This is a genomic window from Labrenzia sp. THAF35 (assembly GCF_009363595.1).
Lineage (GTDB): Bacteria > Pseudomonadota > Alphaproteobacteria > Rhizobiales > Stappiaceae > Roseibium > Roseibium algicola.
Genome location: NZ_CP045380.1, coordinates 3265403 through 3289523, shown reverse-complemented (window position 1 = coordinate 3289523; position 24121 = coordinate 3265403). Strand labels below are relative to the sequence as shown.

Genomic DNA, 24121 nt, shown 5'->3' with positions numbered 1-24121 from the left:
TTCGGCCGGATACCTCAAGCTTTCAGGCGGTATCCGGTCTTGAAAATCCAATGTATGACGGCCAGTGAACCGCCGAGGAAGATCATCGTTGCCAGCAGCGACAGCCAAAGGCTGACGTCCGCCTGACCATAGAAGCTCCAGCGGAACCCGGAAATCAGGTAGACCACCGGGTTGATCAGCGTGATCTTCTGCCAGATATCCGGCAACATGTTGATGGAATAGAAGCTGCCGCCCAGAAAAGCCAGAGGCGTGACAATCAACAGCGGTACAAACTGCAGTTTTTCGAAATTGTCGGCCCAGATGCCGATGATGAAGCCGAGCAGGGCGAATGTAACAGCCGTCAAGAGGAAGAACGCGGCCATCCAGACCGGGTGCTGGATTTCCAGCGGAACGAAGAAACTCGCCGTGATCAGGATGATCAACCCGACCAGGATCGACTTCGTAGCCGCCGCCCCGACATAGGCAACGGTGATTTCCAGGAACGACACGGGCGCCGACAGCACCTCGAAGATCGTGCCCGTAAACCGCGGGAAATAGATGCCGAAAGAGGCGTTGGAGAGGCTCTGTGTCATCAGGGACAGCATGATCAGCCCGGGCACGATGAAGGCGCCGTAGCTGACACCGTCAACCTCGGAGATCCGAGAGCCGATGGCCGCCCCGAAGACAACGAAATAGAGCACCGTGGAGATCACCGGCGAGATGATGCTCTGCATGATCGTGCGGCGGGTGCGGGCCATTTCGGCCAGGTAGATGACTTTGATCGCTTCGAAATTCATGTGCCCTGCTGCCCCGAAATCAGAATGAGTTCCATTCGGGGCAACGTGCGCCCCGGGATCGAGCCGGATGGAGACCGGCCAATGGTCTTGAAGCCCATGCGGGCATAGAAAGGTTCTGCAAAAGGATCCGCATCGAGACCGATCCTCACCAGACCAAGGCTCCGCGCTCTTTCATAAAGCGCATCGAACAGCGCCCGGCCAACGCGGCGTCCCTGCCAGGCGGGGTCGACAAAACAGGTCTCCAGTTCCCCTGTCTCACCGTCGTCTTCCATGGACAGCCGGATACAGCCGACCGGCTCACCGCCTGCGTCCTGCGCCAGCCAGAAATCGTGCTCCTCGATCCAGCTGTCGCGGACCTTGAGTTCTTCGGCGCACATGGCCATGAAAGCATCGTCATAGCCGTTCGACTGCTTGGAGCGCATGCACAGGTCCGTCAGTGCCGTGCAGTCGTCCAGTGTCGCCTTGCGAATGGTGAAACCGGTGTCCATCGCCGCCTCATCCCTGACTGACCAGACCGACGAAGATGTCCTCGAGCGACGACTGATCCGTCTGCAGATCGTGAAAACGCACGCCGGCCTGGGAGAGATCGGTCAGAAGCGACGTGATGCCAGTCCGGTCAGCCTGGGTATCGTAGGTATAGACCAGGCTGCGGCCGTCATCCTCGAGCTTCAGATCGTAGCGGGCAAGACTGCCCGGGATCTCGACGAGCGGCTCCGTCAAGCTGAGCGACAGCAACTTGCGCCCGAGCTTGCGCATGAGCTCTGCCTTCTCTTCCACGAGGATGATCTCACCCTTGTTGATCACCCCGACACGATCGGCCATTTCCTCGGCCTCCTCGATATAGTGGGTGGTCAGGATGATGGTGACGCCCTTCTGCTTCAGCTCCCCAACGATGCGCCACATGTCGTGCCTGAGTTCCACGTCCACGCCGGCTGTCGGCTCGTCCAGGAACAGGATCTTCGGCTCATGCGCCAGCGCCTTGGCGACCAGCAGGCGGCGCTTCATGCCCCCGGACAAAGCCATGATGGGGTTGTTGCGCTTTTCCCAGAGCGTCAGGTCCTTGAGGATGCTCTCGATCCGTGCCGGATCGGGTTTCATGCCGAACAGGCCGCGGCTGAAGGCGACCGTATCACCGACCATTTCGAAGGGAGCCGTGGGCATCTCCTGAGGCACCAGACCGATCATCTGCCGGGCAGCGCGGTACTCGCTCAAGGCGTCATGGCCGCACACGTGAATACTGCCGGAGGTCGGCCGCACCAGGCCGCAAATCGTGCTGATCAATGTCGTCTTGCCGGCGCCATTCGGCCCGAGCAACGCAAACACCTCTCCTTGCTGGATATCCAGAGACACGGATTTGAGAGCCTGGAAGCCACCGTCATAGGTTTTTTCCAGGTCGCGTACGGAAAGTATCGGGGCCATCGTTTCAACCGGTTCGGAATTGGGGATTTGACCAGACGGCCAAACTGGCGTGCACACTTGCATGTGGGCGGACCGTCCGCAAGATGCAACCCTTTGGCCGTAAACCACCGTCCGGTCGGAGCCTATCCGGATGACGGGATCACTGTTTCGTCTTTCGAAACACTGCGTCTGCAGAGCCAAGACTAGGTTTTGCCCTGCGAGCCGCTATCTTTCCCTCAAAGTCAATCCGCATCAGGAACCAAGTCATGTCCATCCGCCCCGTAACCCACATCGGCAGCACACAATCAACCATGGAAGGCGCCGGCGTCCGGCTGGAGCGAGCTTTCGGATTTCAGGACCCGGAAATGCTGGATCCGTTCCTGCTGCTGGACGATTTCCGCAACGAGCGACCCGAGGACTATCTGAAGGGCTTTCCCTGGCATCCCCATCGCGGCATCGAAACCATTACCTACGTGCTGGCCGGCACCGTTGAACACGGCGACAGCCTGGGCAACAGCGGCAACCTGGGTGCGGGCGACGTCCAGTGGATGACAGCCGGGCGCGGGATCATGCATCAGGAGATGCCAAAGGGCGACGCCAATGGCCGCATGCACGGTTTCCAGCTCTGGGCGAACCTGCCGTCCTCGCTGAAGATGACCGCTCCGCGCTACCAGGATGTCGCCTCGAAAGAGATCCCGGTTGTGACCGATGACGACGGCACTTCCGCACGGGTCATCTGTGGCGAGTTCTGGGGCAAGCGCGGCCCGGTCGACGGCATCGCCGCCGATCCGCAGTATCTCGACATCCATGTGCCGGCAGGTCACAAGAAACGCTTCAAGGTCGACACCTACAAGCAGACCTTTGCCTACATTTTCGAAGGCTCCGGCACGTTCGAAGGAGCATCCGACCCGTTCGGGGTTCTGACGGAAAAGGAATTCGGCGGCGAGGAACTGAAGATCCGTGACGAGACCGGCAACCGATCTCTGGTGATCTTCGGCTCCGGCGACGAGATCGTCGTTCACGCAGGCGAGGAAGGCATCCGTTTCCTTCTGGTCTCCGGTGCACCGATCAAGGAACCCGTGGCCTGGCACGGCCCCATCGTGATGAACACCCGTCAGGAGCTGATCCAGGCGGTAACCGAACTGCAGAACGGCACATTTATCCGGTAGGGCTGAAAAGAACCTGCTGCCTTGTAACTTTCACAAAGTCTGGCTAGGGCTGTCCGGGATACAATCGATCTGGACAGCCCATGCCATTGAAACTCCGCCCGGCCACAGAGGCCGACGCCCCTGCCCTCACCGATATCCTCCATCGCGCCAAGGCCTCCTGGGGCTATCCGGAAGAAAAAATGGCAGAGTTTCGCGACTACTGGCGAATATCGGAGGCAACCATCCAGTCCCTGACGCTCACCGTTGCAGAGCGGGACGGTCAGCCCATAGCCTTTTCCGGGCTCTCTCCCCAAAGCGAAGATACCCTGCTTGTCGATTTTCTGTTTGTTGCCCCTGAAGCCCAGCGTCAGGGCATTGGCGACCTTCTGCTGAAGCGCGCGGAGGATCATGCCCACCGACAGGGATTGAGCCGGCTTTATCTGGAAAGCGACGCCAACGCGGGCCCCTTTTACGAAAAACGCGGGTTTCGGACGATGGCGACTCGACCAAGCGAGATGTCGCCCGGAAAGGAAATCCCCCTGATGGAAAAACCGCTGGCACCTGCGGTCTATCGGGTGGAAGCGCTGAACATCGAGGTTTCGGACGAACCCTGGGCTTTTGAAACGAAGCATGCAGACGCCATCGATGCGTATTTCGAGGAAGCCAGGAAGCGCATTCCCATGCTTTGGAATGGCCGAACCATGAAGTTGACCGGGTTCGAGTTCAAGGATGGCACCTTTAACGGCACCTGCGCGGAATGTTCTTTTGCCGCTTTCCTGGCGTGGCGCGACTGGGGTGCGCCCGATGCAAGCTCGTTCAATCTCTTCGGCTCCGCCATCCTGAGGTCCGCCGAGGGCGCATTGCTCTATGGTGTCATGTCCCGAAAGACTGCCACAGCGGGCATGATCTACCCTCCCGGTGGCAATCTCGACCCGACCGACCTGACCGAAGATGGCAAGGTTGACGTTGTCGGGGCGATCTACCGGGAACTTGAAGAGGAAACAGGTCTCAAACGAGACGACGTCATGCCTGCCGAGCTGCTGGTGACATTCGACGGCTGGCGAATTTCCATCGGCCAGGTGATGGATGTCCCCCGCCCCGCGGAAGAGTTGCGCACGGAGATCCTGCGTTTTTCAGAGGCGTCGGAAGAACAGGAGCTTGCCGATATGCGCATAATTCGCACGCGCGCGGACCTTGAGGACAGCGCCATCGTGCCTTACGCCCGTTCGCTCGGCAAATATCTGCTGCCATGAAGAGCACTCTGCAAGACGGCCGGGAACGACAATATTTTGTTCACCAAGAATGCGCACTAAGCACTGGCAGGACTTGCCTGAAAATGCAAAAGTCCGCTCACCTTTGAAGCCGGCACCGTGGTTTGCACGGGCCGTCCGATGCGGACAGGTTGGTTGTTTTACAACGTTTGAGCCCCTCGCCTGACTTCGTTTGAAGGCCGGCAGGCGGCGACAGGGAGAAGAGAAGTATGAGCCGCCGCTACGCGATCCTGGATGTCTTCACGAACACGAGCCTTGCCGGGAACCCCCTGGCGGTGGTTCTGGACTCCGAGGGGCTGAGCGACGAGCAGATGCAGAAGATCGCCGGTGAGTTCAATCTTTCCGAAACGGTCTTCGTCTTCCCGCCGGAAAAGCCCGGGCATTCTGCAACCATGCGGATCTTCACACCCAAGATGGAATTGCCGTTCGCCGGGCACCCGACCGTCGGTACGGCCATCCTTCTGGCAACGGAACGCTTCGGCGATATTTCGGGCGAGCAGGATGCCGTTGTTGTTCTGAAGCAGCAGATCGGCACCGTGCGCTGCGCGGTTATCCTGCGCGAGCACGCAGCCGCCTTTGCCGAGTTCGACGTTCCCAGCCTGCCGGAGCCCGCCGGACCGACCCACAACGTCGAACTGATCGCAGCCGCGCTCAACCTGGAGCCGAGTGACATCGGGTTCGAGAACCACGGCCCCTCCCGCTTCCGCGTAGGCCCTCCCTTCACCTTCGTGCCGGTGCGCGATCTGGATGCCTTGGCGCGCGCCAAACCGGTGCCGGCCATGTGGAACGCGGGCTTCGGCAAGAACGGCAATACGGACGCTTATGTCTATTGCCGCGAAACCCGCTCCCACGACAGCGCTTTCCACGCCCGCCTGTTTGCGCCCGACATGGGTATTCCAGAAGATCCCGCGACAGGTTCTGCCGCGGCGGCTTTCGCAGGTGTGGTCGACTATTACGACGACCTTCCCAACGGCACGCACCATATCCGCATCGAACAGGGTTTCGAGATGGGACGGCCGTCCCTGATCGACCTGGAAATCGACATCGAGGGCGGCAAGATGCATGCGGTCAGGATCGGCGGTCAGGCGACGCTTGTCGCTCGGGGCGAACTGTTCCTCTAGTCAAATCAGACGCTGCCCGGACGGTCAGAAGGCCGCCTGGGCAGGTTCGTTCGCCTTGTCGGCGCGTGGCGGCAGACCGAAATGCCGGGCGTACTCTCGGCTGAACTGGGTCGCGCTTTCGTAACCCACCTGGAACGCCGCGCGCGAGACGGACAGTTTTTCCGCCTGCAGCAGCCGGCGCGCCTCCATCAGCCGCAACTGCTTTTGAAACTGCAGCGGACTGGTGCCGGTAATATCCTTGAAGTGCGCATGGAAGGCAGACACGCTCATGCCTGCCTCGCCGGCAAGATCGTCCACCCGCAAGGACGCCGCAATGTCCCGGCGTATGCCGGCAATGACCTTGGCGATGCGGGCCGCGTGACTGTCCTGCTCTGAAATCTGACGCAGGATCGCACCATGTTCTGCCGTCAGCAGCCAGTAATGGATCTCTCGCTGGATCAACGGCAGCAACACCTTGCCGGCCTCCGGCATCTCCGCAAGCTCGAACAGGCGCCGCATCGCATCGACGATTGCAGCATCTGCCCTGCCGCTTGCAACGGCGCGCGTAGCCATAGATGTTTTACCCGGCCGATCCAGCTCCGGAGCTAGTTCGCGGATCAGAGCCATATCCAGTGGAATGGCGAGCGCAACATAGGGCTCGGCCTGGCTCGCACGCACGACCCGTGCCTGCGCGGGCAGATCCAGCCCGACAATCAGTGACTGCATGGCACCGAACCGGACGGTGTTCGATCCGAGATATGTCTGCTTCTCCCCTTGGAGAACCAGGCAGAAAATCGGTTGGTAGACGATCGGATAGATGAGGGTTGGCCGGCGCTGACGCACCAGCGTCATGCCACCAGCACCAACAGGAAAAGGATCGCCACCTGCGCCATGATCATCAGCAAATGCAACAACTTTCCGGATAAGCTCGTCTGCCTGCATGGTTCCCTCCGTCAAGAACCCAGCGATACGCCCGCCGGTTGGTGATGGCAAGCATGCAGGTTGCCTGATTTGTAGGATCAGGCAAGTCTTCTGGAGAAACCGGCACACAACACGTCTCGCTACGGACTATCTCATGGTCATCGACATCACGCCCCACAACACTGGAGCCAATAACATGACCACCTCCCCCAAGATCGCCCTCATCACCGGCGGCAGCCGCGGCCTTGGCCGCAACACTGTTCTTCATCTTGCCAAGAACGGTATCGACACGGTCCTCACATACAGGACCAGCAAGGAAGAGGCCGCACAGGTCGTTGCCGAAGTGGAAGCGCTGGGTGCCAGGGCTGTTGCCTTGCAGCTAGATACTGCCGACACGTCCGGCTTCCCCGCATTCACGGACGCATTGAAAACCGCGCTACAGCAGACCTGGCAGCGTGACAGTTTCGATTTCCTGGTCAACAACGCCGGCACGGGCATTCACAAGCCCTTCGCCGAGACGACTGAGACCGATTTCGACCAGTTGATGAATGTTCACGTGAAGGGAGTCTTTTTCCTGACGCAGCAGTTGCTGCCGCTGATCGCGGATGGCGGACGCATTCTGAACGTATCGTCCGGCCTTGCCCGGTTCTCCCTGCCCGGCTACGCGGCATACGCGACCATGAAAGGCGCGATTGAAGTTCTGACCCGCTATCTGGCCAAGGAACTGGGATCTCGTCACATCGCCGTCAACACGCTGGCGCCTGGCGCCATCGAAACGGATTTCGGTGGCGGTGCCGTGCGTGACAATCCGGAAATCAACAAGGTGGTCGCCTCCATGACAGCCATGGGGCGTGCCGGCCTTCCGGATGACATCGGCGGAGCCATCACCGCGCTTTTGAGCGGCAATACCGGCTGGATGACCGGCCAGCGCATTGAAGTCTCGGGCGGTCAGAACCTCTGACACCCCAAGTCAGCAGTGTGCCGCGGCGGCCGGGTCCCGGCCGCCGCTTGCATTGGCCTATTCGGCAGCTTCCATCAGGCGTGCAGGTGCCGTCATGGCCCAGCTTGGCACTGCTTCCAGCCGCTGATACCAGGCAATGATGTTGGCATGGCCTTCCAGCGGCATACGCGACTGCGGGTTCAACGCCAACGCCGACAAGGCACCGACCGCAAAATCGGTTACGGTCACCCTGTCCCCAAGCATGTAGGCCCGCCCTTCCAGGTGGGCGTCGAGAACTGCAGCGAAGCGATGGAAGTTCTCGCTTGCCGCTTCAATCCTGGCTTCGTCCGGTTCCCCCAGACCGAAAAGCGGCTTGACCATCGTTTCCCAGGCAATGTCCCTTGCGGCCTGGTTGTAATGCTGCACCTCCCAGGACATCCAGCGCAGGATCTCAAAACGGGATTTGGCGTCCGTCGGGCAAAACGCTTCGGCTCCTGCCCGGTCACTCAGGTAGATCATGGTCGGGTTGGCTTCCCACAGGTTCATGTCACCCACCACGAGCGTCGGAACCTTCAAGTTGGGATTGGCGGCCTTCAGGTCGTCCCGGTGATGCTCACCCGCCATCATGTTCAACCTGTGAACCTCGACTTCATCGAACAGTCCAAGATGATGCAGCACCGCCTCGACACGGCGGCAGTTGGGCGAAATATCTGCTGTGAACAGTTTCATGTCCGTCTCTCCACTTTCTTAAGTCCGGTCATCAGCTCCAGGTTCGGCCGGAAACCTGTGCTGCACGACCATGGGAAAATTGAGCCGGTGTCGCGCGCCACCCATTTACTCAACCATTTAGTTGACTATAATGAACTCAGATGATAGTCAACCAAAAGGTTCACTTTATGAATGCAGCTGAAATGCCTCAACTCGATGCCACCTTCGCCGCCCTCAGCGACGGCACGCGCCGTGCAATCGTAGCCAGGCTTGCCGACGGCGAGACATCGCTTTCGGACCTCGCCGAACCGTTCGACATGTCGTTGACAGCGGTTTCCAAACACCTGCGGGTGCTCTCGGATGCCGGACTGGTGGATATCGAAAAACGCGGACGTACCCGCCATTGCCGGCTGCGCGGTGCACCAATCAAGGAAGCCGTGGACTGGCTGAGCAAATATGAAGCGTTCTGGATCGACCGTTTCGATGCTCTTGCCCGTCACCTCGCCAAGGATAGCGAAAAATGACCGTACAACAGCAACCCCAAGCGTTCCTGAAATCCAATCCCGGCCAGGAGCCGGTGCTCGTGGAAGGCCTGTTCCGGGCCGACCCGGGGCGGGTCTTCCGCGCCTTTACCGAACCCGATGAGGTTCGATGCTGGTTCGTACCCAAGTCCGGTGCGCTGGTTTCGGCGGAGATCGATCTTCAGGTTGGTGGGCGCTGGTGTTTCGTCATCGAGAAAACCGCAGAAAAGCAGATCCACTTTGAAGGCGAATATCTGGCCATCGAAGCGCCGAACCGTCTTGAGTTTTCCTGGCGCCATGTTCAGGAATATGCCGACGGCACACGGGAAGCGACAGACACTTCAAGGGTATCCGTCACCTTTACCGAAGTCGGCAAGGCGACGGAGGTCAAGTTACGTCACGAGGCCATCAAGACCGAAGATGCACGCCGCGGTGTCGGCGGCGGCTGGAACGGCTGCTTCGGCCGGCTGGCTGATCTCGTCGCCCCCAGGAACGGATAAGAGGCAGGACACCAACGCCAGCGCCGGCCGTTGCCGGCTGCCGGCTGCCTGCTTCTCCGAAGCACATGGACTGCTGTTTGGCCAACGGCAGCGTTTCGGCGCAATCCTGCTGAAGCGCCGCCCGGATCGTCGCTTCTGGGGCGCCATTTCCTCGCTTCCGAATGAGGATCAAACGCTTAAACGCGCATTGCCATTGAATAGTAATAAATCACAATACTCTACCTGCTTGCAGCGAGCCATCACTGTGTCATTTACTCGTGCTCGAATTAAATAAATTCATCACATCGCAACCTTTTAAAATATTGATTTAAAACACATAAATGACAAAAATATTTACTTTATTTGATGAAGTTAACCAGATGTTTGCCCATTTAATTTGCATTTGATTAAAGGCTCTTGGCGTATCCAAGTTCCGCAGAGGAACTAATGAAAACAAGTTTACTGTCAAAAATTACAGTAACGCACAAGTAAACAGGGAAACGCCATGAAAACCTTACTGAGCCTCCTGGCTGGGGCGCTGATGATCAGCTCTGCCGTTCAGGCTGCCAACCTTCCGGCACCAACAGGTGATGTCGTCCTCGTTGTGACCGGAAACATCAAGAACACCAACAAAGGTGACAGCGCCGAATTTGACATGAAGATGCTGGAAGGCCTTACAGAAATCTCCAAGACGCTCGAGACTCCCTGGACTGAAGGCACCACCGCCTTTTCCGGCCCTCAGCTGCGCGCAGTGCTGGAGGAAGTTGGCGCACGCGGTTCCAAACTGATCGTCAAGGCTCTCAACGACTACAGTGCAGAAGTGCCGGTAGAAGATGCCGAGAACTTCGACACCATGCTGGCGACTAAAATGAACGGTGACTACATGTCCGTTCGCGACAAGGGCCCCCTGTTCCTGATCTACCCTTTCGACACGAACCCGGAACTCTTCAACGAGAAATACTTTTCCCGTTCGGTCTGGCAAATCCGCGAAGTTGAAGTAGTCGAGTGAAAAATCAGCTCGAAATAGGCGGTAAGGCCGTTGAACAGGCTGCAAGGGCGACGAAATCCGTTCTCGTCGTCCAGATCTTTCTTGTCTGTACGGTCCTTGCCATCTTTTCAATGCTGGTCAAACGCGAAGGCCAGTTGCATGACGCAATCCGTGAAGACGCAATCTGGGCTGTCTATCAGCTCGACCGCGAAACACGTGCCGTCTACGAGCTGGTGCAACACGTCAAATATCGTATCGGCGAGGCAGGTGTCGAAGCGGCGCAGGAAGCCGTAGCACCGCGAGAGCTCGTAACGCGTTATGACATCCTCTATTCGCGTCTCTCGGTCCTCGCCAACTCCAAATACAACGTCTTCTTCGAGCAAAGTCCGAACTTCAGATCCAGGATCACGACCATTCAGACCAAGATCCTGGCCATCGAACCTGTCTTCAACGAAATCGCAGCGAAAAAGAATTACACCGACATCGACTTTGCGCCTGTCGAAGAAACGCTCGAAAAAATTCGTAGCGCCACGAACGAATTTCTTGTCCGCACGAACGCGACAATTTCAGAAGCACGCGCCGAAGCCCGCAACGACGTCTTCCATGTACAGATGCTGGCCTTCCTCTTCATGTTCGCGATTGTCGTCGCCGCACTCTTTCTCGCCCTGCATATGCTTCTGCAGGTCCGCATCGTGAAACAGACGCGAGAAGGCATGAACAAGGCGGCAGCGGAATTCGAGAAAGCATATGAAGCAGCAGAAGCCGGCAACAAGGCCAAGTCGGAGTTTCTGGCCACGATCGGACATGAAATCCGCACCCCGCTGAATGGCATTCTCGGCATGGCCGAACTTCTGGCACAAAAGCAGCTTCCGGAAGAAGAAACCGGCTACGTCCGCACCATCACAAGTTCCGGCAATACACTGCTGGAGATGATCAACGAGATCCTCGATTTTGCGAAGATCGAATACGGATCCCTTGAGACCGAACAGATTGTCTTCCGGCTCGACGAACTGGTGCAAGAGGCGGCAGCTGTCGTGGAAGGCAAGGCGCTCGAGCAGAATGACGAACTCAAGCTAAATATCGACCCGACACTTGAAAAAGCTTTCATCAAGAGCGACCCCACCCGGCTGAAGCGCGTCCTGCTCAACCTGCTGTCCAATGCCGTGAAATTCACCGAAAACGGTTCAATCCACGTCGACGTGGTTGCCGGAAAAGTTGTCGCCGAGACCCTGGAACTGAAGATCAGCGTCAAGGATTCCGGTATCGGCATTGCCGAAGAGGCACAAAAGCAGCTCTTTACCGCATTCCACCAGGTCGATTCCTCGATCAGCCGGCGCTTTGGCGGCACGGGCCTCGGCCTTGCCATCTGCAAACAGATCGTCGAGGCGATGGGTGGATCGATAGGTGTGTTCAGTATTCCTGGCGAAGGCGCGACCTTCAGCTTCACCTTGCCGGTTCAACTGGCACATGCCCCTGCTGCGAATCTCACCGGTTTGGATAGCGGTTCGACCCCAACTGCATTGATCCCCCGTCTGCGTATCCTGCTCGTGGAAGACAACGTCATAAACCAGCGTGTCGCAACGAAGTTGCTGGAGAGACTGGGTCAGGAAGTTATCGTTGCCAGCGACGGCAGAGAGGCGATCAAACATGTGCAGGACGCCACTTTCGATCTCGTACTGATGGACGTGCAGATGCCTGATCTCGACGGGATCGCGGCAACACGGCTGATACGGAACATCGGCGCTCCATTCGACAAGCTGCCCATCGTTGCAATGACGGCAAATGCTTCCGACCGGCACCGCCAGGACTGCCTGGACGCGGGCATGAATGCCTTCGAGTCCAAGCCCGTCACCTTCCAGAGGCTTGCGACCATCCTGCGTGAATATGGTCCTTCGGACACTTCAGCAGAAGGCATCACCGACCTGCCGACATCCCCAGGTTCTCCGGAACCGACGGAACAGAAGCATGCGGCTCAATCCGACGCAGCGACACCAAACGCCAACGTGGTTCGCCTTGCCGGAGAAGAGAAAGGGGATGCCAGACGAGCTGAACTGCGGGAGGAACTTGGCGAGGAGGTCTTCCATTCTCTGGTGAATGCCTTCTTTGAAAATGCCGACACTCTCGTTGTGCAAGTCACCGAGGCAGCAAGCTCGGGTGATGGGGAAAGCTACGACCGGCTGCTGCACACACTGAAAGGTGCGGCGGACAATCTCGGATTTACGACCCTCTCAAAAACTGCGGACGCACTTCGCACCAGCATCGAAACCTCCAACCAGGTGACACTCCTGACGGTGGAGCTGGAAAAAGCAAAAAACAGATACCGGAAGATTGCGATATGACCGACACACCGCTTGCCGACACCGAATTCCGCATCCTTCTGGTCGAAGACGATCCCACCAACCGCATGATCATGGAACGGCTTGTGGAGCGCATCCCCGGATGCCATGCAGTCAGCTTTTCCCATCCCATCGACCTGATCGCGGCGCTCGACACGGTCGAATTCGATGTGGCGATCGTCGACTATCAATTGCCGGGCCTCAACGGTATCGAGCTCATCAAGGAAATTCATCAGCACCCCGCGCACACCGACAAGCCGATGGTGATCGTGACGGCAGACAAGGACCGGGACACGCGCATCGAGGCCCTGACGTCCGGTGCCGTCGATTTTCTGAACAAGCCGCTGGAGATCGTGGAGTTCAAGGCCCGCGTCCGGAACCTCACCAAACTGGCCGAGGCGCAGCGCAAGCTGTCGATGCGGGCGGAATGGCTGAAAGAGGAAGTCGACAGGGCAACGACCGAACTGAGGAAACGGGGCGAGGAAATCGTTCACCGGCTGATCCTTGCTTCCGAATACAAGGACCTCGACACGGCCATGCACACCCTTCGCATGGCGAACTTCTGCGAGTTGATTGCCGAAGAACTCGGCATGAGCATGGAGTTCCGGCGAGACCTCAAGATGGCCGCACCGATGCACGACATCGGCAAGGTTGGCATTCCGGACAGGATCATGCTGAAACGCGGCCCCCTCACACCGGAAGAACGCGAGGAAATCAACCGGCACACCGAAATCGGCGCCGGCATCCTCAAGGGCTCCAGCTGCCGGCTGCTGCAGGTCGCGACCCAGATTGCCGCGACACACCACGAACGCTGGGACGGCAGCGGTTACCCCAATGGCCTGCGTGGAGAAGAAATTCCACTTGTCGGCCGGATAGCGGCCGTTGCCGACGTCTTCGACGCGCTGACGACGGAGCGCCCCTACAAGTCCGCGTGGACCAACGAACGGGCCTTCAGCTTTCTGGAAGAAAAATCTGGCAGCGACTTCGACCCGGAGTGCATTGCCGCCTTCCTGAGCAAGAAGAAGGAAGTGGAGGAGATCCAGGCAAGGTTTGCCGACGAGCCCATTCCCCTGGCCAAAAACGGCTGAGGCGGTCAGACCGCAAGACGTCCACCAGAGACGCCGGCAATCGCCCTGGCTTCGTTGTGATGAACGCGGCGGGAGAGGACCGGCTTTGGGCACAATGCCTCTGTCTCCTGCCTTTGCAGCGGCTCAGATCTCGTCTGCGCAAGCTATCGCTATTGCTTGAAACTCCGGGCCAAGGGGTTTCCAAATGTGCAAGCTTCGGAAAAGCTGGTTGCATCATGGTTCATCCTGACTTATGAACAGTCCCCATTAACCGTCAGGTCACGCTTTTGCGCCACGCTTGGCGGACCAGTTGAAAAGACGACCAAAGGCCAAGACAGACCCATGATCGCGGTTCGCGACATTTCTGGATCTTCTCGCAACGCGCTGGCTCAGCGCGGCGGCCTCATTCTACTTGGCGATCTCCTCCTTCTTAGATGCCCCTGAGCGTCGGCTGCTTCGCTTGTCTTTAGGCGGAACGGGCACTTAGGGGAGAGTTTTCAAAAAACCGCATCACGACCATCGGATCGCGCCACGCCTTTCCTTACCCGAGCGACCTAAGGCCCGATCCAAGCCAGGGACGAAACGACATGACTGCCACTTCCGAGAAGGACCAGGTCCGGATCTTCGACACCACATTGCGCGACGGCGAACAGTCGCCCGGCGCCTCCATGACGTTGGAAGAAAAGCTGCAGATCGCGGAAATTCTCGACGACATGGGTGTCGACATCATCGAAGCCGGTTTCCCGATTGCCTCGAACGGCGACTTTGAAGCCGTCAGCGAAATTGCCAAGCGCTCGAAAAACTCCGTCATTGCCGGTCTGGCCCGCGCCATCCACGCTGATATCGACCGCTGCGGCGAAGCCGTGAAACACGCCGGCAAGGGCCGCATCCACACCTTCGTCTCCACTTCGCCGATCCATCTGAAGTTCCAGATGAACAAGACCGAAGAACAGGTGCTGGAAATCATCACCGACACGGTGACACGGTCGCGCAACCTGATCGACGATGTCGAATGGTCCGCAATGGATGCAACGCGCACGCCGATCGAATATCTGTGCCGCTGCGTGGAAGCCGCCATCAAGTGCGGTGCCACCACCATCAACCTGCCGGATACCGTCGGCTACGCCACCCCGGACGAATACAAGTCCATGTTCGAGCAGATCCGTGAGCGCGTGCCGAATGCCGACCAGGCGATCTTCTCGGTCCACTGCCACAACGACCTGGGCCTGGCCGTTGCCAACTCGCTGGCCGGTGTCGCTGGCGGTGCCCGCCAGATCGAATGCACCATCAACGGCCTGGGCGAACGCGCCGGCAATGCTGCACTGGAAGAGATCGTCATGGCGATCCGCACCCGCAGCGACGTTCTGCCCTACATGACCCAGATCGACCCGAAATTCATGGTTCGGGCTTCCAAGATGGTGGCGGGCGCCTCCGGGTTCGCGGTTCAGTACAACAAGGCCATCGTCGGCAAGAACGCCTTTGCCCACGAGAGCGGCATCCACCAGGACGGCATGCTGAAAAACGCCGAAACCTACGAAATCATGCGCCCGGAAGATGTTGGTGTGAAAGCCACCTCGCTGGTCATGGGCAAGCATTCCGGCCGCCATGCCTTCCGCGACAAGCTGAAAGAGCTGGGCTTCGAACTGGGCGACAATGCCCTGCAGGATGCCTTCCGCCGTTTCAAGGACCTCGCCGACCGCAAGAAACACGTTTACGACGAGGACATCGAAGCCCTGGTCGAGGACGAAATCAGCATCCTGGGCGAAAGCACCAAGGTGATTGCGCTGACGGTAATTGCCGGTACGGGTGGCCCGCAGAAGGCGATCCTGACCATGGACGTCAACGGCCAGCACGTTACCAAGGAAGCTACGGGCGACGGTCCTGTCGACGCCACGTTCAACGCCATCAAGGCAATCGTGCCGCATGAAGCCAAGCTGTCGCTGTACCAGGTGCATGCGGTGACCGAGGGCACCGACGCACAGGCCGAAGTGTCCGTGCGCCTGGAGGCCGGCGGCCGCATTGCCACGGGCAAGGGAGCGGACACCGACACGCTGGTCGCTTCCGCCCGTGCCTATGTTTCGGCCATGAACAAGCTGGCCCTGCGCCAGCAGACCGGCAACCCGGGCGCGCTTGCTGCCGTCTAACGCCGGAACCACCAAAGCTCCGGATCAAGGTGACTGTATTGTCGCCCGATTTCGGACCTGACACGAAAAGCCTCCTGAGCCACCGATTTTCCGGTAAGGTTCAGGAGGCTTTGTTTTGTCGGGGAGGACAAACGGGGTGGAAAGCCTTGGCACAGACGGAGAGATGAAGCGCGTGGTGATTGCCGGATGCCCGGGGGCCGGCAAGTCCCGTGCGGCCCGTACCTTGAGCGACCTGACCGGCCTGCCCGTCATTCATCTGGACAGTCATTACTGGCAACCGGGTTGGCAGCGCCCTTCCCCCGAAGCCTGGCGCGCCACCATGAAAGAACTGATCGCTCGCCCGCGCTGGATCATGGACGGCAACTACGGCAGCACCCTGGACCTTCGCCTGAAAGCAGCCGATACGCTCATCTATCTCGATTTTAAGACGTTTCTCTGTGCGACAAGAGTGCTGAAGCGCTCCGTTCTCGGCCGCGGCGGCACCCGCAGTGGCGAATTGCCGGCTGGCTGCCTGGAGCGCTTCGACTGGCCGTTTTTCAAGTTCGTTCTGAACTACAGGCGGACGCGGCGGGAACGTGATCTGGAAAGCATCAGGGCGTTCTCCGGGGTGAGCCATGTCTTCATCCGTCCCAGACAGCTGAAGCGTTTTCTCGTCTCACTAAAGAGCGGACCGGTTTCCTGAATTCTCCCGTGGCTTGCCGGTAAAGTGCCACTTGATCCCTCAAAAGAGGCCGCAGAAGCGGCCCCTGTTCAGTTCGTGTTGTGACGTCAACCCTGCGAAATCCGTTCGGAAAGCTGGCTGTTGGTCATGGCTTCGCCGTCCAGATTCCAGGTTCCGTCCACAGTGTGCACCACGTTTGAATAGATGCGGTCCCGTAACAAACGGCCTTCCGCCGCCGCGGCAATGATGTCTGTTGCTTCCTTGAAGAACCCGACCTGAACGTCCCGCGCGGCCAGGGCAAAACTTGGCGTCTTGCATTCCAGCCAGGCCCCTTCCACCGGCTCACCGCCGGACAGCGCCCCGTTCTTCGGCAGTGCCTGTATCTGCATGGTCACGTTCGGGGTCATGACCTTGTTGCCGCCAAGCCCGTGCCATTTCAGGAAGGCTTCGGTGATTTTCCTGCCTGCTTTCAAACCGGCATCTTCGCTCATCACGCCCTGGGTGTAATTGAGTGCAAGTGGCATTTCCGTTCCTCTCGATTAAATATAACGTTCGTTATATTTTCTGACGCACTCTATTTATGTAACGATCGTTATGAAGTCAACAGAATATATAACGATCGTTATTTAATTGAGAGAACCGCATGGCAAAACAACAGCTTCGCAAGGCAGAAACCCAAAAGGCATTGCTCAGCGCATCAAGCAGGGCCTTCCGAAGCGAAGGATATTCCGGGGTTGGTGTCGACGCGATCGCAAAGGCGGCGGGTGCTACCTCGGGTGCATTCTACGCGCACCTGGGATCAAAGGACGGGGCCTTTCACGCCGCGCTGGAACAGGGACTGGACGAAGTAATCACCACCATTCCCGACTACCGGGAACGTTTCGGCGACAAGTGGGTCGAGGCATTTGCACGGTATTATCTCGGCACGGCGCATCGACAGGACCGCGCCTGCGGCTGTGCGATGACCGCGCTATCGCCCGATGTCGCACGGGCCAAGCCTGAGACCCGCAAACTATATGATGACAAGATGCAGGAGATAGCGGCACTGGTTGCCGAAGGGCTGAAGGAAGGCAATCTTTCTGAACGTCGGAACCGCGCCTGGGTTTTTCTCAGTCTACTGATCGGAGGACTGACCACGGCACGGGCCATGTCGGATGAAGCCCTTGCCGAAACCGTGACAGCGGCCGCCCTGCCCGCCGCCCTGCAGGCAGCAGGAGTTTGATGGCGACCAATCACTCAAGCGATTAACCGCCCGTGCCAGGCTCCAGTGACTGAAGATATTGCCGGCGCGTGATCCGGTAGAACCGGCAATGCAAACCGTGCTTTCGTATTTCTCGCCAGAAACGCAGTCCTGCCTTCTGCATCACCCGCTGCGAAGCCTTATGTTCCGCAACTGCATAAGCAAGCATGTGATCGTTCTGTGTCGTGTCGAAGAACCAGCCGACAAGAGCCCGCGCGATCTCACTCGCATAGCCCTGCCCCCAGGCTGACCGTTTCAGGCTGTAGCCGAGTTCATAGCCTTCCGGGTTCCTTTCGAAGGAGAATCCCGCCCGGCCGATAAAGGCTCCCTCAACCGTCTCCAGTTTCCATTTGGACATCCCGGTGCCCCGGTGATCGCCGACGTAATTCGCCAGTCGCCGGCGCACTTCCTCCGGATCCATGATCGCCGGTCCCGGAGACAGATAGCGATTGACCTCCGGATCTGAATGAAGGTCCTGCAACAATGGGAAGTCATCTTCGGAAAAAGGCAACAGGCGTAGCCTGCCTGTTGTCAGAATGGGCGTGTTCAAATGGGTTACTCTCAAAAAAAGGGACCGTGGCAGACACGGTCCCGACGCATTTCCCGAGGTCCCGTAAGCCCCGAAAATGCCTAAGCACTCATGAGATAGGATTGCATGGACGGGCTCAGGAGCTGAAACACATCCGCCTGCATGCCTTCGATCACTTTGCTTTCGCGGTGATAGAAACCGTTGCCCTTGACCACTTCCCGCATGTTCCGGTTGTCGGTGCGCACGACAGCGACCAGATGGGAAAAATAGGTGTTTTCGAAGAACCAGTCTGACAAGGCGGCACAAAGGCGCTTGGGCAGATCCGGGTCCTGATCCAGCACGTCGAGACGCAGGCAATAGTTCAGACTGATCTCGGAAGTTTCGCTGACAGGCGTAAACCCGGCCCAGCCGAGAAATACCCCATCGGAAGACACCGCCTTCCACTTGGCAAACCCGAGGTCGTCCTGGTTCTGCTGAGCAGACCGCACCAGTTCTTCCGCATCAACGACGGTGCAATTGGTGGAATATTCTGTACATCGGTTGCCGTAAGGGTCGGAGTGAAGATCTTTGACGAGATGAATATCGGTTGGCGTGAAAGGGACGAGCCGCACTGAACCGCATTCGAGTATGATCGTCTGCACCGTGACCTCCCAGTCTAGGATTTCTTCAGGCCGTACACGCGGCGGCGAATCCCGCCACCGAACGCATGCTAGCCATGTAACCCTGAATTGTGCCATTGCCATGGCAGACAAAAGTATAAGATCAATTTTGACAAAAATATATTCGCAATACCAAAGAGTTACGCTCACACCACTGCTGCACCGCACACATCAGAAGTTGACGCTGAGCCGTCAAACCGTTCGAAGAAAAGCCTCCATCTCAATTAGGTTTGAAGGATCAACCCGTTGCCAATCCGACATCTGGTTGCGAAACCAGGTTTCCTGACGCTTTGCATATTGACGCGTTGCAACAGTCAGCCTGTGGATGGTTTCTGCATAATCGGCTTTTCCGGCAAGATAGGCGCCAAGTTCCGGCACGCCGATCGCCCTCATCGCTGGCAACTTATCCGATAGGCCTTGATCAAGCAGGGCCCGCACTTCATTGAAGCCTTCCTCGCATACCATCAACCTTGCCCGTTGCTCGATACGTTCATGCAGCCAGGGCCGCGGCGGTGCCAGAACGATCCGGTGACACGCCTGCGGTTTGAGAAGAGGCGATGACTGGGCGTGCTGTTGCCACGCCTTCAGAGGGCGACCGGTTGCCAGCAGAACCTCCAGTGCACGGGCAAGACGTTGCGGATCAACCAGCGCCTCGGCAGACTCAGGATCCCCCTCGGCAATCAGCTGCTGCCTCAAGCCTTCGACACCCTGCGTGTCGGCAATGGATCTCGCCCTGGCGCGGATCTCTTCCGGAATGCCGGGCATTTCCGCAAAGCCTTCCGTCACCCCCTTGAAGTAGAGGCCGGCGCCACCGACGAGGATAGGTATCTGGCCGTTTCCCCAGGCATCTTGCAGTTCCCGTTCCGCCAGACGCAGCCAGTCGCCGGTCGAAAAGGCCGTCGATGCAGGCAACACGCCGTATAGCCTGTGAGGCGCTTCAGCCTCCTCCGCGACGCTGGGGCGTGCGCTCACCAATCGCAAGTCTTCGTAAAGCTGCATGGAATCTGCATTCACGATGACGCCATTCAGCCTTTTGGCCAGCGTCAACGCCAAAGCGGACTTGCCGCTGGCTGTCGGCCCGGCTATCAGAATGGCGCGCCTGGCAGTCGCGGGCGTGCCGTCATCGTCGTCCAGGGAACCGTCCATGTCTTTTGTTGCCACTTTGGTGTCCACTCCTGCTGCGCCTGCAGTCGACGAGGATCTGGTTCGGCTGGCATCCGACGCACTCGGCGTTACCGGAACCTCGACACGTCTTTCTGCAGGTGTCGCAGCGGATATCCGCTTTGAGGGTCTGGATGCAAGTGCCGCGGACGGTATCTTGCGCGAAGTGATTGGCCGTGCCCCCGTCGACGTCTTTGTGCAGAAGGAAGCCGGCCGCCGCAAGCACCTGCTGATCGCGGACATGGATTCCACCATGATCCGCCAGGAATGCATCGACGAACTGGCAGCTGAACTTGGCCTCAAGGATCGCATATCGGAAATTACCGAGCGGGCGATGCGCGGCGAGATCGATTTTGAACCAGCCCTGCGCGAACGTGTTGGCCTTCTCGCCGGATTGCCGGTGTCGGCCATCGAAACGGTGCTCAGCAAGCGAATCCAGCTGATGCCGGGCGGCCGCACGCTGGTCCAGACGATGAAGGCGAACGGCGCCTACTGCGCCCTTGTTTCCGGTGGCTTCACCCATTTCACATCTGCTGTCGCGACGCTGATCGGTTTTGACGAGAACCAGGCCAACACGCTGCTGGAAGTGGACGGAAAACTGTCAGGCAAGGTCGGAGAACCGATTCTCGGACGCGAAGCCAAGCGCACCCGCCTGGAATATCTCGTCGCGGAGCGCGGCCTTGATTTCGCAGATACGCTTGCGGTCGGAGATGGCGCAAACGACCTCGCCATGATCGAGCGCGCTGGAGCCGGTGTCGCTTACAGGGCCAAACCGGCTGTCGCCGCCGCCGCCGACTTCCGCATCGACCACGGCGACCTCACAGCCCTGCTCTACCTGCAAGGCTACGCGGAAAGCGATTTCGTTCTGAGTTAAGGCGCGGGCCTGCGGCAATCCTGATTTGAGCGGTTTCGAGTCCTCGCCTCGCGCGGGCGGTCCTTCTTGTCTTTCAAGGAATGACCCTTTCGACGGAGTATGCAGCCCATCCTTCGAGACAGGCCTCCGGCCTTCCTCAGGATGAGGGAGAGTGTGTGGGTATACCGAACACAAAACCCTGTGAAGTGGTTAGGCTACAAACCGTCAACTCGCCCTACGGCACATCCAACTCGCCAAATCCATCAACATCCTCCAAGCCCCCCAATCCGCCCCCCCATCAGCCTCATCCTGAGGCAGCGCGGAGCACTGTCTCGAAGGATGGGCCCCTTGCTCCATAGTGTCCCCCTTCCCGTTCCGTACAGACCTTCAGCCGTCTTTAGGAAGAGCGTGCAGGAGATTGGAAGCAGAAAAAAGGGCGCCTCACGGCGCCCTTCTGCATTCAGCTTCCGAAGTCCGGAAGGATTACTCGTCTTCGATCCGCACCGGAACGAAGCGGACATCACCCGTCGGGTTGGCCAGCAGAAGCAGGGCCGAGCGGCGGTTGTCCTTTTTCAGCTTGTCGACCTCGGCCATGACGTCTTCCGGCGTCTCGACCGTTTCCTGAGCGACTTCCTTGATGACATCGCCAGCCATGACGCGCTTTTCCTCGGCAGAGGTGCCAGGCTTCACTTCCGTGACCACAACACCGCTGACGTCTTCATCGATGGAAAACTGCTTGCGCAAGGCGTCGTCCAGAACGGCAAGCGACATGCCGAGCACTTCGCTCTTTTCGACCGGCTTTTCCGCAGGCTCTTCTTCCTCGGTTGCGCTGGCTTCGGTCACCTCGGTTTCAACAAGCTGCTCGAGGATCACACTGATGGCGACTTCCTCGCCCTTGCGCAGAACCGTGACTTCGACTTCCTTGCCGATTTCGGTTTCCGCCACCATGCGCGGAAGTTCGCGCATCGTGTCGACATCCTTGCCGTCGAACTTGATGATCACGTCACCCGGTTCGATTTTCGCCTTGGCCGCCGGACCATCGTCGGTCACACCGGCAACCAGCGCGCCCATGGCCTTGTCCATTGCCAGGCTGTCGGCAATCTCGTCCGTGACTTCCTGAATGCGAACACCCAGCCAGCCGCGGCGGGTTTCGCCGAACTTGCGCAGCTGATCGATCACGTTCATGGCGGTGTTGGCCGGGATCGCAAAGCCGATACCGATGGAGCCGCCGGACGGCGAGATGATGGCCGTGTTGATGCCGATCACATTGCCTTCCATGTCAAACAGCGGTCCACCCGAGTTACCCCGGTTGATGGAGGCATCCGTCTGGATGAAGTTGTCGTAGGGACCGGAGTTGATGTCGCGGTTTCGTGCCGACACGATACCGACGGTCACCGTGCCGCCCAGACCAAACGGGTTACCGATCGCCATCACCCAGTCGCCGACGCGAATGGCGTCGCTATCGCCGAAACTGACGGCCTTCAGAGGCGTGGTCGGCTCCACCTGCAGCACTGCGAGATCGGTTTTCTCGTCGGTGCCGAGGAGCGTCGCCTTCAGCTTGGTTCCGTCGTTGAAGTTGGCGGTGATTTCGTCCGCCCCTTCGATAACGTGATTGTTGGTGATAATGATGCCGGCTTCCCCGTCTATGACGAAGCCCGAACCCAGCGATTGAACCCGCCGCGGCTGGTCGTCGTCCCGGTTCTGCCGGTTGAAGAATTCTTCAAAAAACTCCTGGAAGGGCGAACCTTCCGGAACCTGCGGCATCGGCACCGAACGGCGGCCCTGCACGGTTTGAGCGGTGGAAATATTCACCACTGCATCCGCGAGACCTTCCGCCAGATCCGCGACGGACACAGGTCCTTGTGCGTATGCTGCCTGGATAGGCTGAAAAGCTGCCATTCCACCGATTACGATGCCCGCCGCGACTGCGGCGATCCTGGTCATCCGACGGCGAATACTTAGTGGAGCCATAGGGCTTTCTCCTCATCCCAGCCGGTTGGACTGCAGTCAGAATGCTGCCAGTCGATGGGTTTGTTCCGGTCCTTGGTTCAGAATATAGAACGGGCGGGAAGATTTTGCGCCTCCCGCCCGAAAACTTTTCGTTATCCGCGAATGATCCACACAAGAAATACGCCGATAACCGCCACGATCAGGCCAGTTGCCCGCAAGGTCTGGTCCGGTGTCTCCAGCGCGCTGCGCATGATGGACTTCATGCCACCGGGCACAAGCGCATAGTGAACACCTTCAAGCACCAGGACCAGGCCGAGCGCCGTTACCAGTTCGCTCATTGTGCAGCGAGCGACGGATTCCGGTCGGATACGCCCTGGCTTCCGTTTCCATCAGTACCCGGAGCCGGCAAGATACCGGTCGGGTCCTTGAAGAAGCGGAAGAAGCTTGAGTCAGGCGACAGTACCAGGCTGGTATCACCGGACCGCAATCCTGCCTCATAGGCCTGCATGGACCGGTAGAAGGCGAAGAATTCCGGATCGGCACCGAATGCCTCGGCAAAGATCCTGTTTCTTTCAGCGTCACCGGTACCACGCATGATTTCCGAGTCACGGCGTGCTTCAGCAACAAGAACGGTCGCGTCGCGATCCGCACGGGACCGGATCCTGCGGGCAGCTTCTTCACCCTGTGCACGGATTTCCGTGGCTTCCTGCTGACGCTCGGTCTGCATACGGGCGTAAATTGCCTGCGAGTTGGCGTCCGGCAGGTCCGCACGGCGGATCTTCACGTCGATCACCTCGATGCCGAGCTGTTCGGCATTGGCATCGATATCGCGGCGAATGTTTTCCATCACGCCGGTACGGTCGTCGCGAACAAGTGCCACGAAGCTGGTGCGGCCGACTTCGGAACGAAGCGAAGACTGCAGGAACGTCGACAGGCGCCGGTTGGCGGTCTGGATGTTCTGGACACGCTGATAGAACAGCACCGGATTGGAGATCTGGTACCGCGCGAAGGCATCCACGATCAGACGCTTCTTGTCCGAGGTGATCGGCTCAAGCGGCGGCATGTTCAGGTTCAGGATGCGCTTGTCGAAGTAGACGACGTTCTGAACGAACGGGATCTTGAAGTAGAGACCCGGCTCCTTCTTCGGCTGTTCGACGATCTTACCGAACTGCAGGACAAGTGCCTGCTGGGTCGGATTGACGATGAAGACCGAAAGGTAGGCGACGACCGCTGCGATCAGCAGGACGATTGCAAGAATACCACTACGCATG

Annotated in this window: 25 protein-coding genes; 13 read left to right on the top strand and 12 right to left on the bottom strand. The window is 58.7% G+C overall.

The window, feature by feature from the left end; all coding sequences use genetic code 11:
- Positions 1–14 precede the first annotated feature (14 nt).
- The 3 genes from FIU93_RS14985 to FIU93_RS14975 are packed head-to-tail and all read right to left on the bottom strand — an operon-like array spanning position 15 to position 2195.
- Positions 15–776, bottom strand: coding sequence for an ABC transporter permease (locus tag FIU93_RS14985; protein WP_023000553.1), 762 nt, complete (start codon positions 774–776; stop codon positions 15–17).
- Positions 773–1264: a GNAT family N-acetyltransferase gene (locus FIU93_RS14980; protein ID WP_023000552.1), complete on the bottom strand. Its 492-nt coding sequence runs from the start codon at positions 1262–1264 to the stop codon at positions 773–775. The genes FIU93_RS14985 and FIU93_RS14980 overlap by 4 nt, the downstream gene beginning before the upstream one ends.
- A gap of 7 nt (positions 1265–1271) precedes the next feature.
- A complete protein-coding gene (locus FIU93_RS14975) occupies positions 1272–2195 on the bottom strand; it encodes an ABC transporter ATP-binding protein (RefSeq protein WP_023000551.1) in 924 nt (307 codons plus the stop codon).
- 245 nt (positions 2196–2440) lie between these two features.
- Here FIU93_RS14975 and FIU93_RS14970 point away from each other — a divergent pair, with 245 nt between their 5' ends.
- From FIU93_RS14970 to FIU93_RS14960, 3 genes are all read left to right on the top strand, one after another.
- Positions 2441–3343: a pirin family protein gene (locus FIU93_RS14970; RefSeq protein WP_152506041.1), complete on the top strand. Its 903-nt coding sequence runs from the start codon at positions 2441–2443 to the stop codon at positions 3341–3343.
- An 80-nt stretch (positions 3344–3423) separates the two neighbouring features.
- Positions 3424–4575: a GNAT family N-acetyltransferase gene (locus tag FIU93_RS14965; RefSeq protein ID WP_152506040.1), complete on the top strand. Its 1152-nt coding sequence runs from the start codon at positions 3424–3426 to the stop codon at positions 4573–4575.
- A 227-nt stretch (positions 4576–4802) separates the two neighbouring features.
- Positions 4803–5714 (top strand): PhzF family phenazine biosynthesis protein, encoded by a 912-nt coding sequence (locus tag FIU93_RS14960; protein ID WP_023000548.1) that lies wholly within the window; start codon positions 4803–4805, stop codon positions 5712–5714.
- A gap of 24 nt (positions 5715–5738) precedes the next feature.
- Here the strand turns inward: FIU93_RS14960 and FIU93_RS14955 are convergent, their stop codons facing one another.
- Positions 5739–6635 carry an AraC family transcriptional regulator gene (locus FIU93_RS14955; protein WP_152506039.1) on the bottom strand — a complete coding sequence of 299 codons (897 nt, stop codon included), beginning with the start codon at positions 6633–6635 and terminating at the stop codon, positions 5739–5741.
- 175 nt (positions 6636–6810) lie between these two features.
- Between FIU93_RS14955 and FIU93_RS14950 the strand changes: the two genes are divergently transcribed.
- A complete protein-coding gene (locus FIU93_RS14950; protein WP_152506038.1) occupies positions 6811–7575 on the top strand; it encodes an SDR family oxidoreductase in 765 nt (254 codons plus the stop codon).
- Positions 7576–7632: 57 nt separating this feature from the next.
- Here the strand turns inward: FIU93_RS14950 and FIU93_RS14945 are convergent, their stop codons facing one another.
- Positions 7633–8283 carry a glutathione S-transferase family protein gene (locus tag FIU93_RS14945; RefSeq protein ID WP_152506037.1) on the bottom strand — a complete coding sequence of 217 codons (651 nt, stop codon included), beginning with the start codon at positions 8281–8283 and terminating at the stop codon, positions 7633–7635.
- A 167-nt stretch (positions 8284–8450) separates the two neighbouring features.
- Here FIU93_RS14945 and FIU93_RS14940 point away from each other — a divergent pair, with 167 nt between their 5' ends.
- The 7 genes from FIU93_RS14940 (at position 8451) to FIU93_RS14910 (ending at position 16479) form a co-directional block, all read left to right on the top strand.
- On the top strand, positions 8451–8786 hold the full coding sequence (locus FIU93_RS14940; RefSeq protein WP_023000544.1) for a metalloregulator ArsR/SmtB family transcription factor: 336 nt from the start codon (positions 8451–8453) through the stop codon (positions 8784–8786).
- Complete coding sequence (locus tag FIU93_RS14935; RefSeq protein ID WP_152506036.1) at positions 8783–9283, top strand: SRPBCC domain-containing protein; 501 nt, start codon at positions 8783–8785, stop codon at positions 9281–9283. Before FIU93_RS14940 ends, FIU93_RS14935 begins: the two co-directional genes overlap by 4 nt.
- Positions 9284–9767: 484 nt before the next feature.
- Complete coding sequence (locus FIU93_RS14930) at positions 9768–10271, top strand: molybdopterin-dependent oxidoreductase (RefSeq protein ID WP_152506035.1); 504 nt, start codon at positions 9768–9770, stop codon at positions 10269–10271.
- On the top strand, positions 10268–12589 hold the full coding sequence (locus FIU93_RS14925) for an ATP-binding protein (protein WP_152506034.1): 2322 nt from the start codon (positions 10268–10270) through the stop codon (positions 12587–12589). Before FIU93_RS14930 ends, FIU93_RS14925 begins: the two co-directional genes overlap by 4 nt.
- Positions 12586–13674, top strand: coding sequence for an HD domain-containing phosphohydrolase (locus FIU93_RS14920; protein WP_152506033.1), 1089 nt, complete (start codon positions 12586–12588; stop codon positions 13672–13674). The genes FIU93_RS14925 and FIU93_RS14920 overlap by 4 nt, the downstream gene beginning before the upstream one ends.
- Before the next feature lie 566 nt (positions 13675–14240).
- Positions 14241–15797, top strand: coding sequence for a 2-isopropylmalate synthase (locus tag FIU93_RS14915; RefSeq protein WP_023000539.1), 1557 nt, complete (start codon positions 14241–14243; stop codon positions 15795–15797).
- Positions 15798–15933: 136 nt separating this feature from the next.
- Entirely contained in the window at positions 15934–16479 is a 546-nt protein-coding gene (locus FIU93_RS14910; protein WP_209010132.1) for an adenylate kinase, read from the top strand.
- An 86-nt stretch (positions 16480–16565) separates the two neighbouring features.
- Here the strand turns inward: FIU93_RS14910 and FIU93_RS14905 are convergent, their stop codons facing one another.
- Positions 16566–16982, bottom strand: coding sequence for a 4-oxalocrotonate tautomerase (locus tag FIU93_RS14905; protein ID WP_152506032.1), 417 nt, complete (start codon positions 16980–16982; stop codon positions 16566–16568).
- A 119-nt stretch (positions 16983–17101) separates the two neighbouring features.
- On the opposite strand from FIU93_RS14905, the gene FIU93_RS14900 reads away from it, so the two are divergent.
- Positions 17102–17680 carry a TetR/AcrR family transcriptional regulator gene (locus FIU93_RS14900; protein WP_152506031.1) on the top strand — a complete coding sequence of 193 codons (579 nt, stop codon included), beginning with the start codon at positions 17102–17104 and terminating at the stop codon, positions 17678–17680.
- Between the two features lie 22 nt (positions 17681–17702).
- Here the strand turns inward: FIU93_RS14900 and FIU93_RS14895 are convergent, their stop codons facing one another.
- The 3 genes from FIU93_RS14895 to miaA all read right to left on the bottom strand — a co-directional run bounded on the left by FIU93_RS14895 (position 17703) and on the right by miaA (position 20032).
- Positions 17703–18248: a GNAT family N-acetyltransferase gene (locus FIU93_RS14895; protein WP_023000535.1), complete on the bottom strand. Its 546-nt coding sequence runs from the start codon at positions 18246–18248 to the stop codon at positions 17703–17705.
- Positions 18249–18328: 80 nt separating this feature from the next.
- Positions 18329–18868: a GNAT family N-acetyltransferase gene (locus tag FIU93_RS14890; RefSeq protein WP_209009669.1), complete on the bottom strand. Its 540-nt coding sequence runs from the start codon at positions 18866–18868 to the stop codon at positions 18329–18331.
- Positions 18869–19078: 210 nt separating this feature from the next.
- Positions 19079–20032 (bottom strand): tRNA (adenosine(37)-N6)-dimethylallyltransferase MiaA, encoded by a 954-nt coding sequence (gene miaA / locus FIU93_RS14885; RefSeq protein WP_152507601.1) that lies wholly within the window; start codon positions 20030–20032, stop codon positions 19079–19081.
- Here miaA and serB point away from each other — a divergent pair.
- Positions 20031–20921, top strand: a complete 891-nt coding sequence (gene serB, locus FIU93_RS14880; RefSeq protein WP_152506028.1) for a phosphoserine phosphatase SerB — start codon at positions 20031–20033, stop codon at positions 20919–20921. The two genes, miaA and serB, sit on opposite strands and share 2 nt — an antisense overlap.
- Before the next feature lie 462 nt (positions 20922–21383).
- Here the strand turns inward: serB and FIU93_RS14875 are convergent, their stop codons facing one another.
- The 3 genes from FIU93_RS14875 to FIU93_RS14865 all read right to left on the bottom strand — a co-directional run bounded on the left by FIU93_RS14875 (position 21384) and on the right by FIU93_RS14865 (position 24120).
- Positions 21384–22871 (bottom strand): DegQ family serine endoprotease, encoded by a 1488-nt coding sequence (locus FIU93_RS14875; protein ID WP_152506027.1) that lies wholly within the window; start codon positions 22869–22871, stop codon positions 21384–21386.
- A gap of 131 nt (positions 22872–23002) precedes the next feature.
- Positions 23003–23188: a DUF2065 domain-containing protein gene (locus tag FIU93_RS14870; RefSeq protein WP_152506026.1), complete on the bottom strand. Its 186-nt coding sequence runs from the start codon at positions 23186–23188 to the stop codon at positions 23003–23005.
- Positions 23185–24120, bottom strand: a complete 936-nt coding sequence (locus FIU93_RS14865; protein ID WP_062488168.1) for a protease modulator HflC — start codon at positions 24118–24120, stop codon at positions 23185–23187. The genes FIU93_RS14870 and FIU93_RS14865 overlap by 4 nt, the downstream gene beginning before the upstream one ends.
- Between the last annotated feature and the right edge of the window lies 1 nt (position 24121).

Excerpts from the sequence above, each read along its gene's own strand:
- FIU93_RS14985 (WP_023000553.1), bottom strand. The coding sequence starts at position 776 with ATGAATTTCGAAGCGATCAAAGTCATCTACCTGGCCGAAATGGCCCGC.
- FIU93_RS14980 (WP_023000552.1), bottom strand. The coding sequence starts at position 1,264 with ATGGACACCGGTTTCACCATTCGCAAGGCGACACTGGACGACTGCACG.
- FIU93_RS14975 (WP_023000551.1), bottom strand. The coding sequence starts at position 2,195 with ATGGCCCCGATACTTTCCGTACGCGACCTGGAAAAAACCTATGACGGT.
- FIU93_RS14970 (WP_152506041.1), top strand. The coding sequence starts at position 2,441 with ATGTCCATCCGCCCCGTAACCCACATCGGCAGCACACAATCAACCATG.
- FIU93_RS14965 (WP_152506040.1), top strand. The coding sequence starts at position 3,424 with ATGCCATTGAAACTCCGCCCGGCCACAGAGGCCGACGCCCCTGCCCTC.
- FIU93_RS14960 (WP_023000548.1), top strand. The coding sequence starts at position 4,803 with ATGAGCCGCCGCTACGCGATCCTGGATGTCTTCACGAACACGAGCCTT.
- FIU93_RS14955 (WP_152506039.1), bottom strand. The coding sequence starts at position 6,635 with ATGCAGGCAGACGAGCTTATCCGGAAAGTTGTTGCATTTGCTGATGAT.
- FIU93_RS14950 (WP_152506038.1), top strand. The coding sequence starts at position 6,811 with ATGACCACCTCCCCCAAGATCGCCCTCATCACCGGCGGCAGCCGCGGC.
- FIU93_RS14945 (WP_152506037.1), bottom strand. The coding sequence starts at position 8,283 with ATGAAACTGTTCACAGCAGATATTTCGCCCAACTGCCGCCGTGTCGAG.
- FIU93_RS14940 (WP_023000544.1), top strand. The coding sequence starts at position 8,451 with ATGAATGCAGCTGAAATGCCTCAACTCGATGCCACCTTCGCCGCCCTC.
- FIU93_RS14935 (WP_152506036.1), top strand. The coding sequence starts at position 8,783 with ATGACCGTACAACAGCAACCCCAAGCGTTCCTGAAATCCAATCCCGGC.
- FIU93_RS14930 (WP_152506035.1), top strand. The coding sequence starts at position 9,768 with ATGAAAACCTTACTGAGCCTCCTGGCTGGGGCGCTGATGATCAGCTCT.
- FIU93_RS14920 (WP_152506033.1), top strand. The coding sequence starts at position 12,586 with ATGACCGACACACCGCTTGCCGACACCGAATTCCGCATCCTTCTGGTC.
- FIU93_RS14915 (WP_023000539.1), top strand. The coding sequence starts at position 14,241 with ATGACTGCCACTTCCGAGAAGGACCAGGTCCGGATCTTCGACACCACA.
- FIU93_RS14905 (WP_152506032.1), bottom strand. The coding sequence starts at position 16,982 with ATGCCACTTGCACTCAATTACACCCAGGGCGTGATGAGCGAAGATGCC.
- FIU93_RS14900 (WP_152506031.1), top strand. The coding sequence starts at position 17,102 with ATGGCAAAACAACAGCTTCGCAAGGCAGAAACCCAAAAGGCATTGCTC.
- serB (WP_152506028.1), top strand. The coding sequence starts at position 20,031 with ATGTCTTTTGTTGCCACTTTGGTGTCCACTCCTGCTGCGCCTGCAGTC.
- miaA (WP_152507601.1), bottom strand. The coding sequence starts at position 20,032 with ATGGACGGTTCCCTGGACGACGATGACGGCACGCCCGCGACTGCCAGG.
- FIU93_RS14875 (WP_152506027.1), bottom strand. The coding sequence starts at position 22,871 with ATGGCTCCACTAAGTATTCGCCGTCGGATGACCAGGATCGCCGCAGTC.
- FIU93_RS14870 (WP_152506026.1), bottom strand. The coding sequence starts at position 23,188 with ATGAGCGAACTGGTAACGGCGCTCGGCCTGGTCCTGGTGCTTGAAGGT.
- FIU93_RS14865 (WP_062488168.1), bottom strand. The coding sequence starts at position 24,120 with ATGCGTAGTGGTATTCTTGCAATCGTCCTGCTGATCGCAGCGGTCGTC.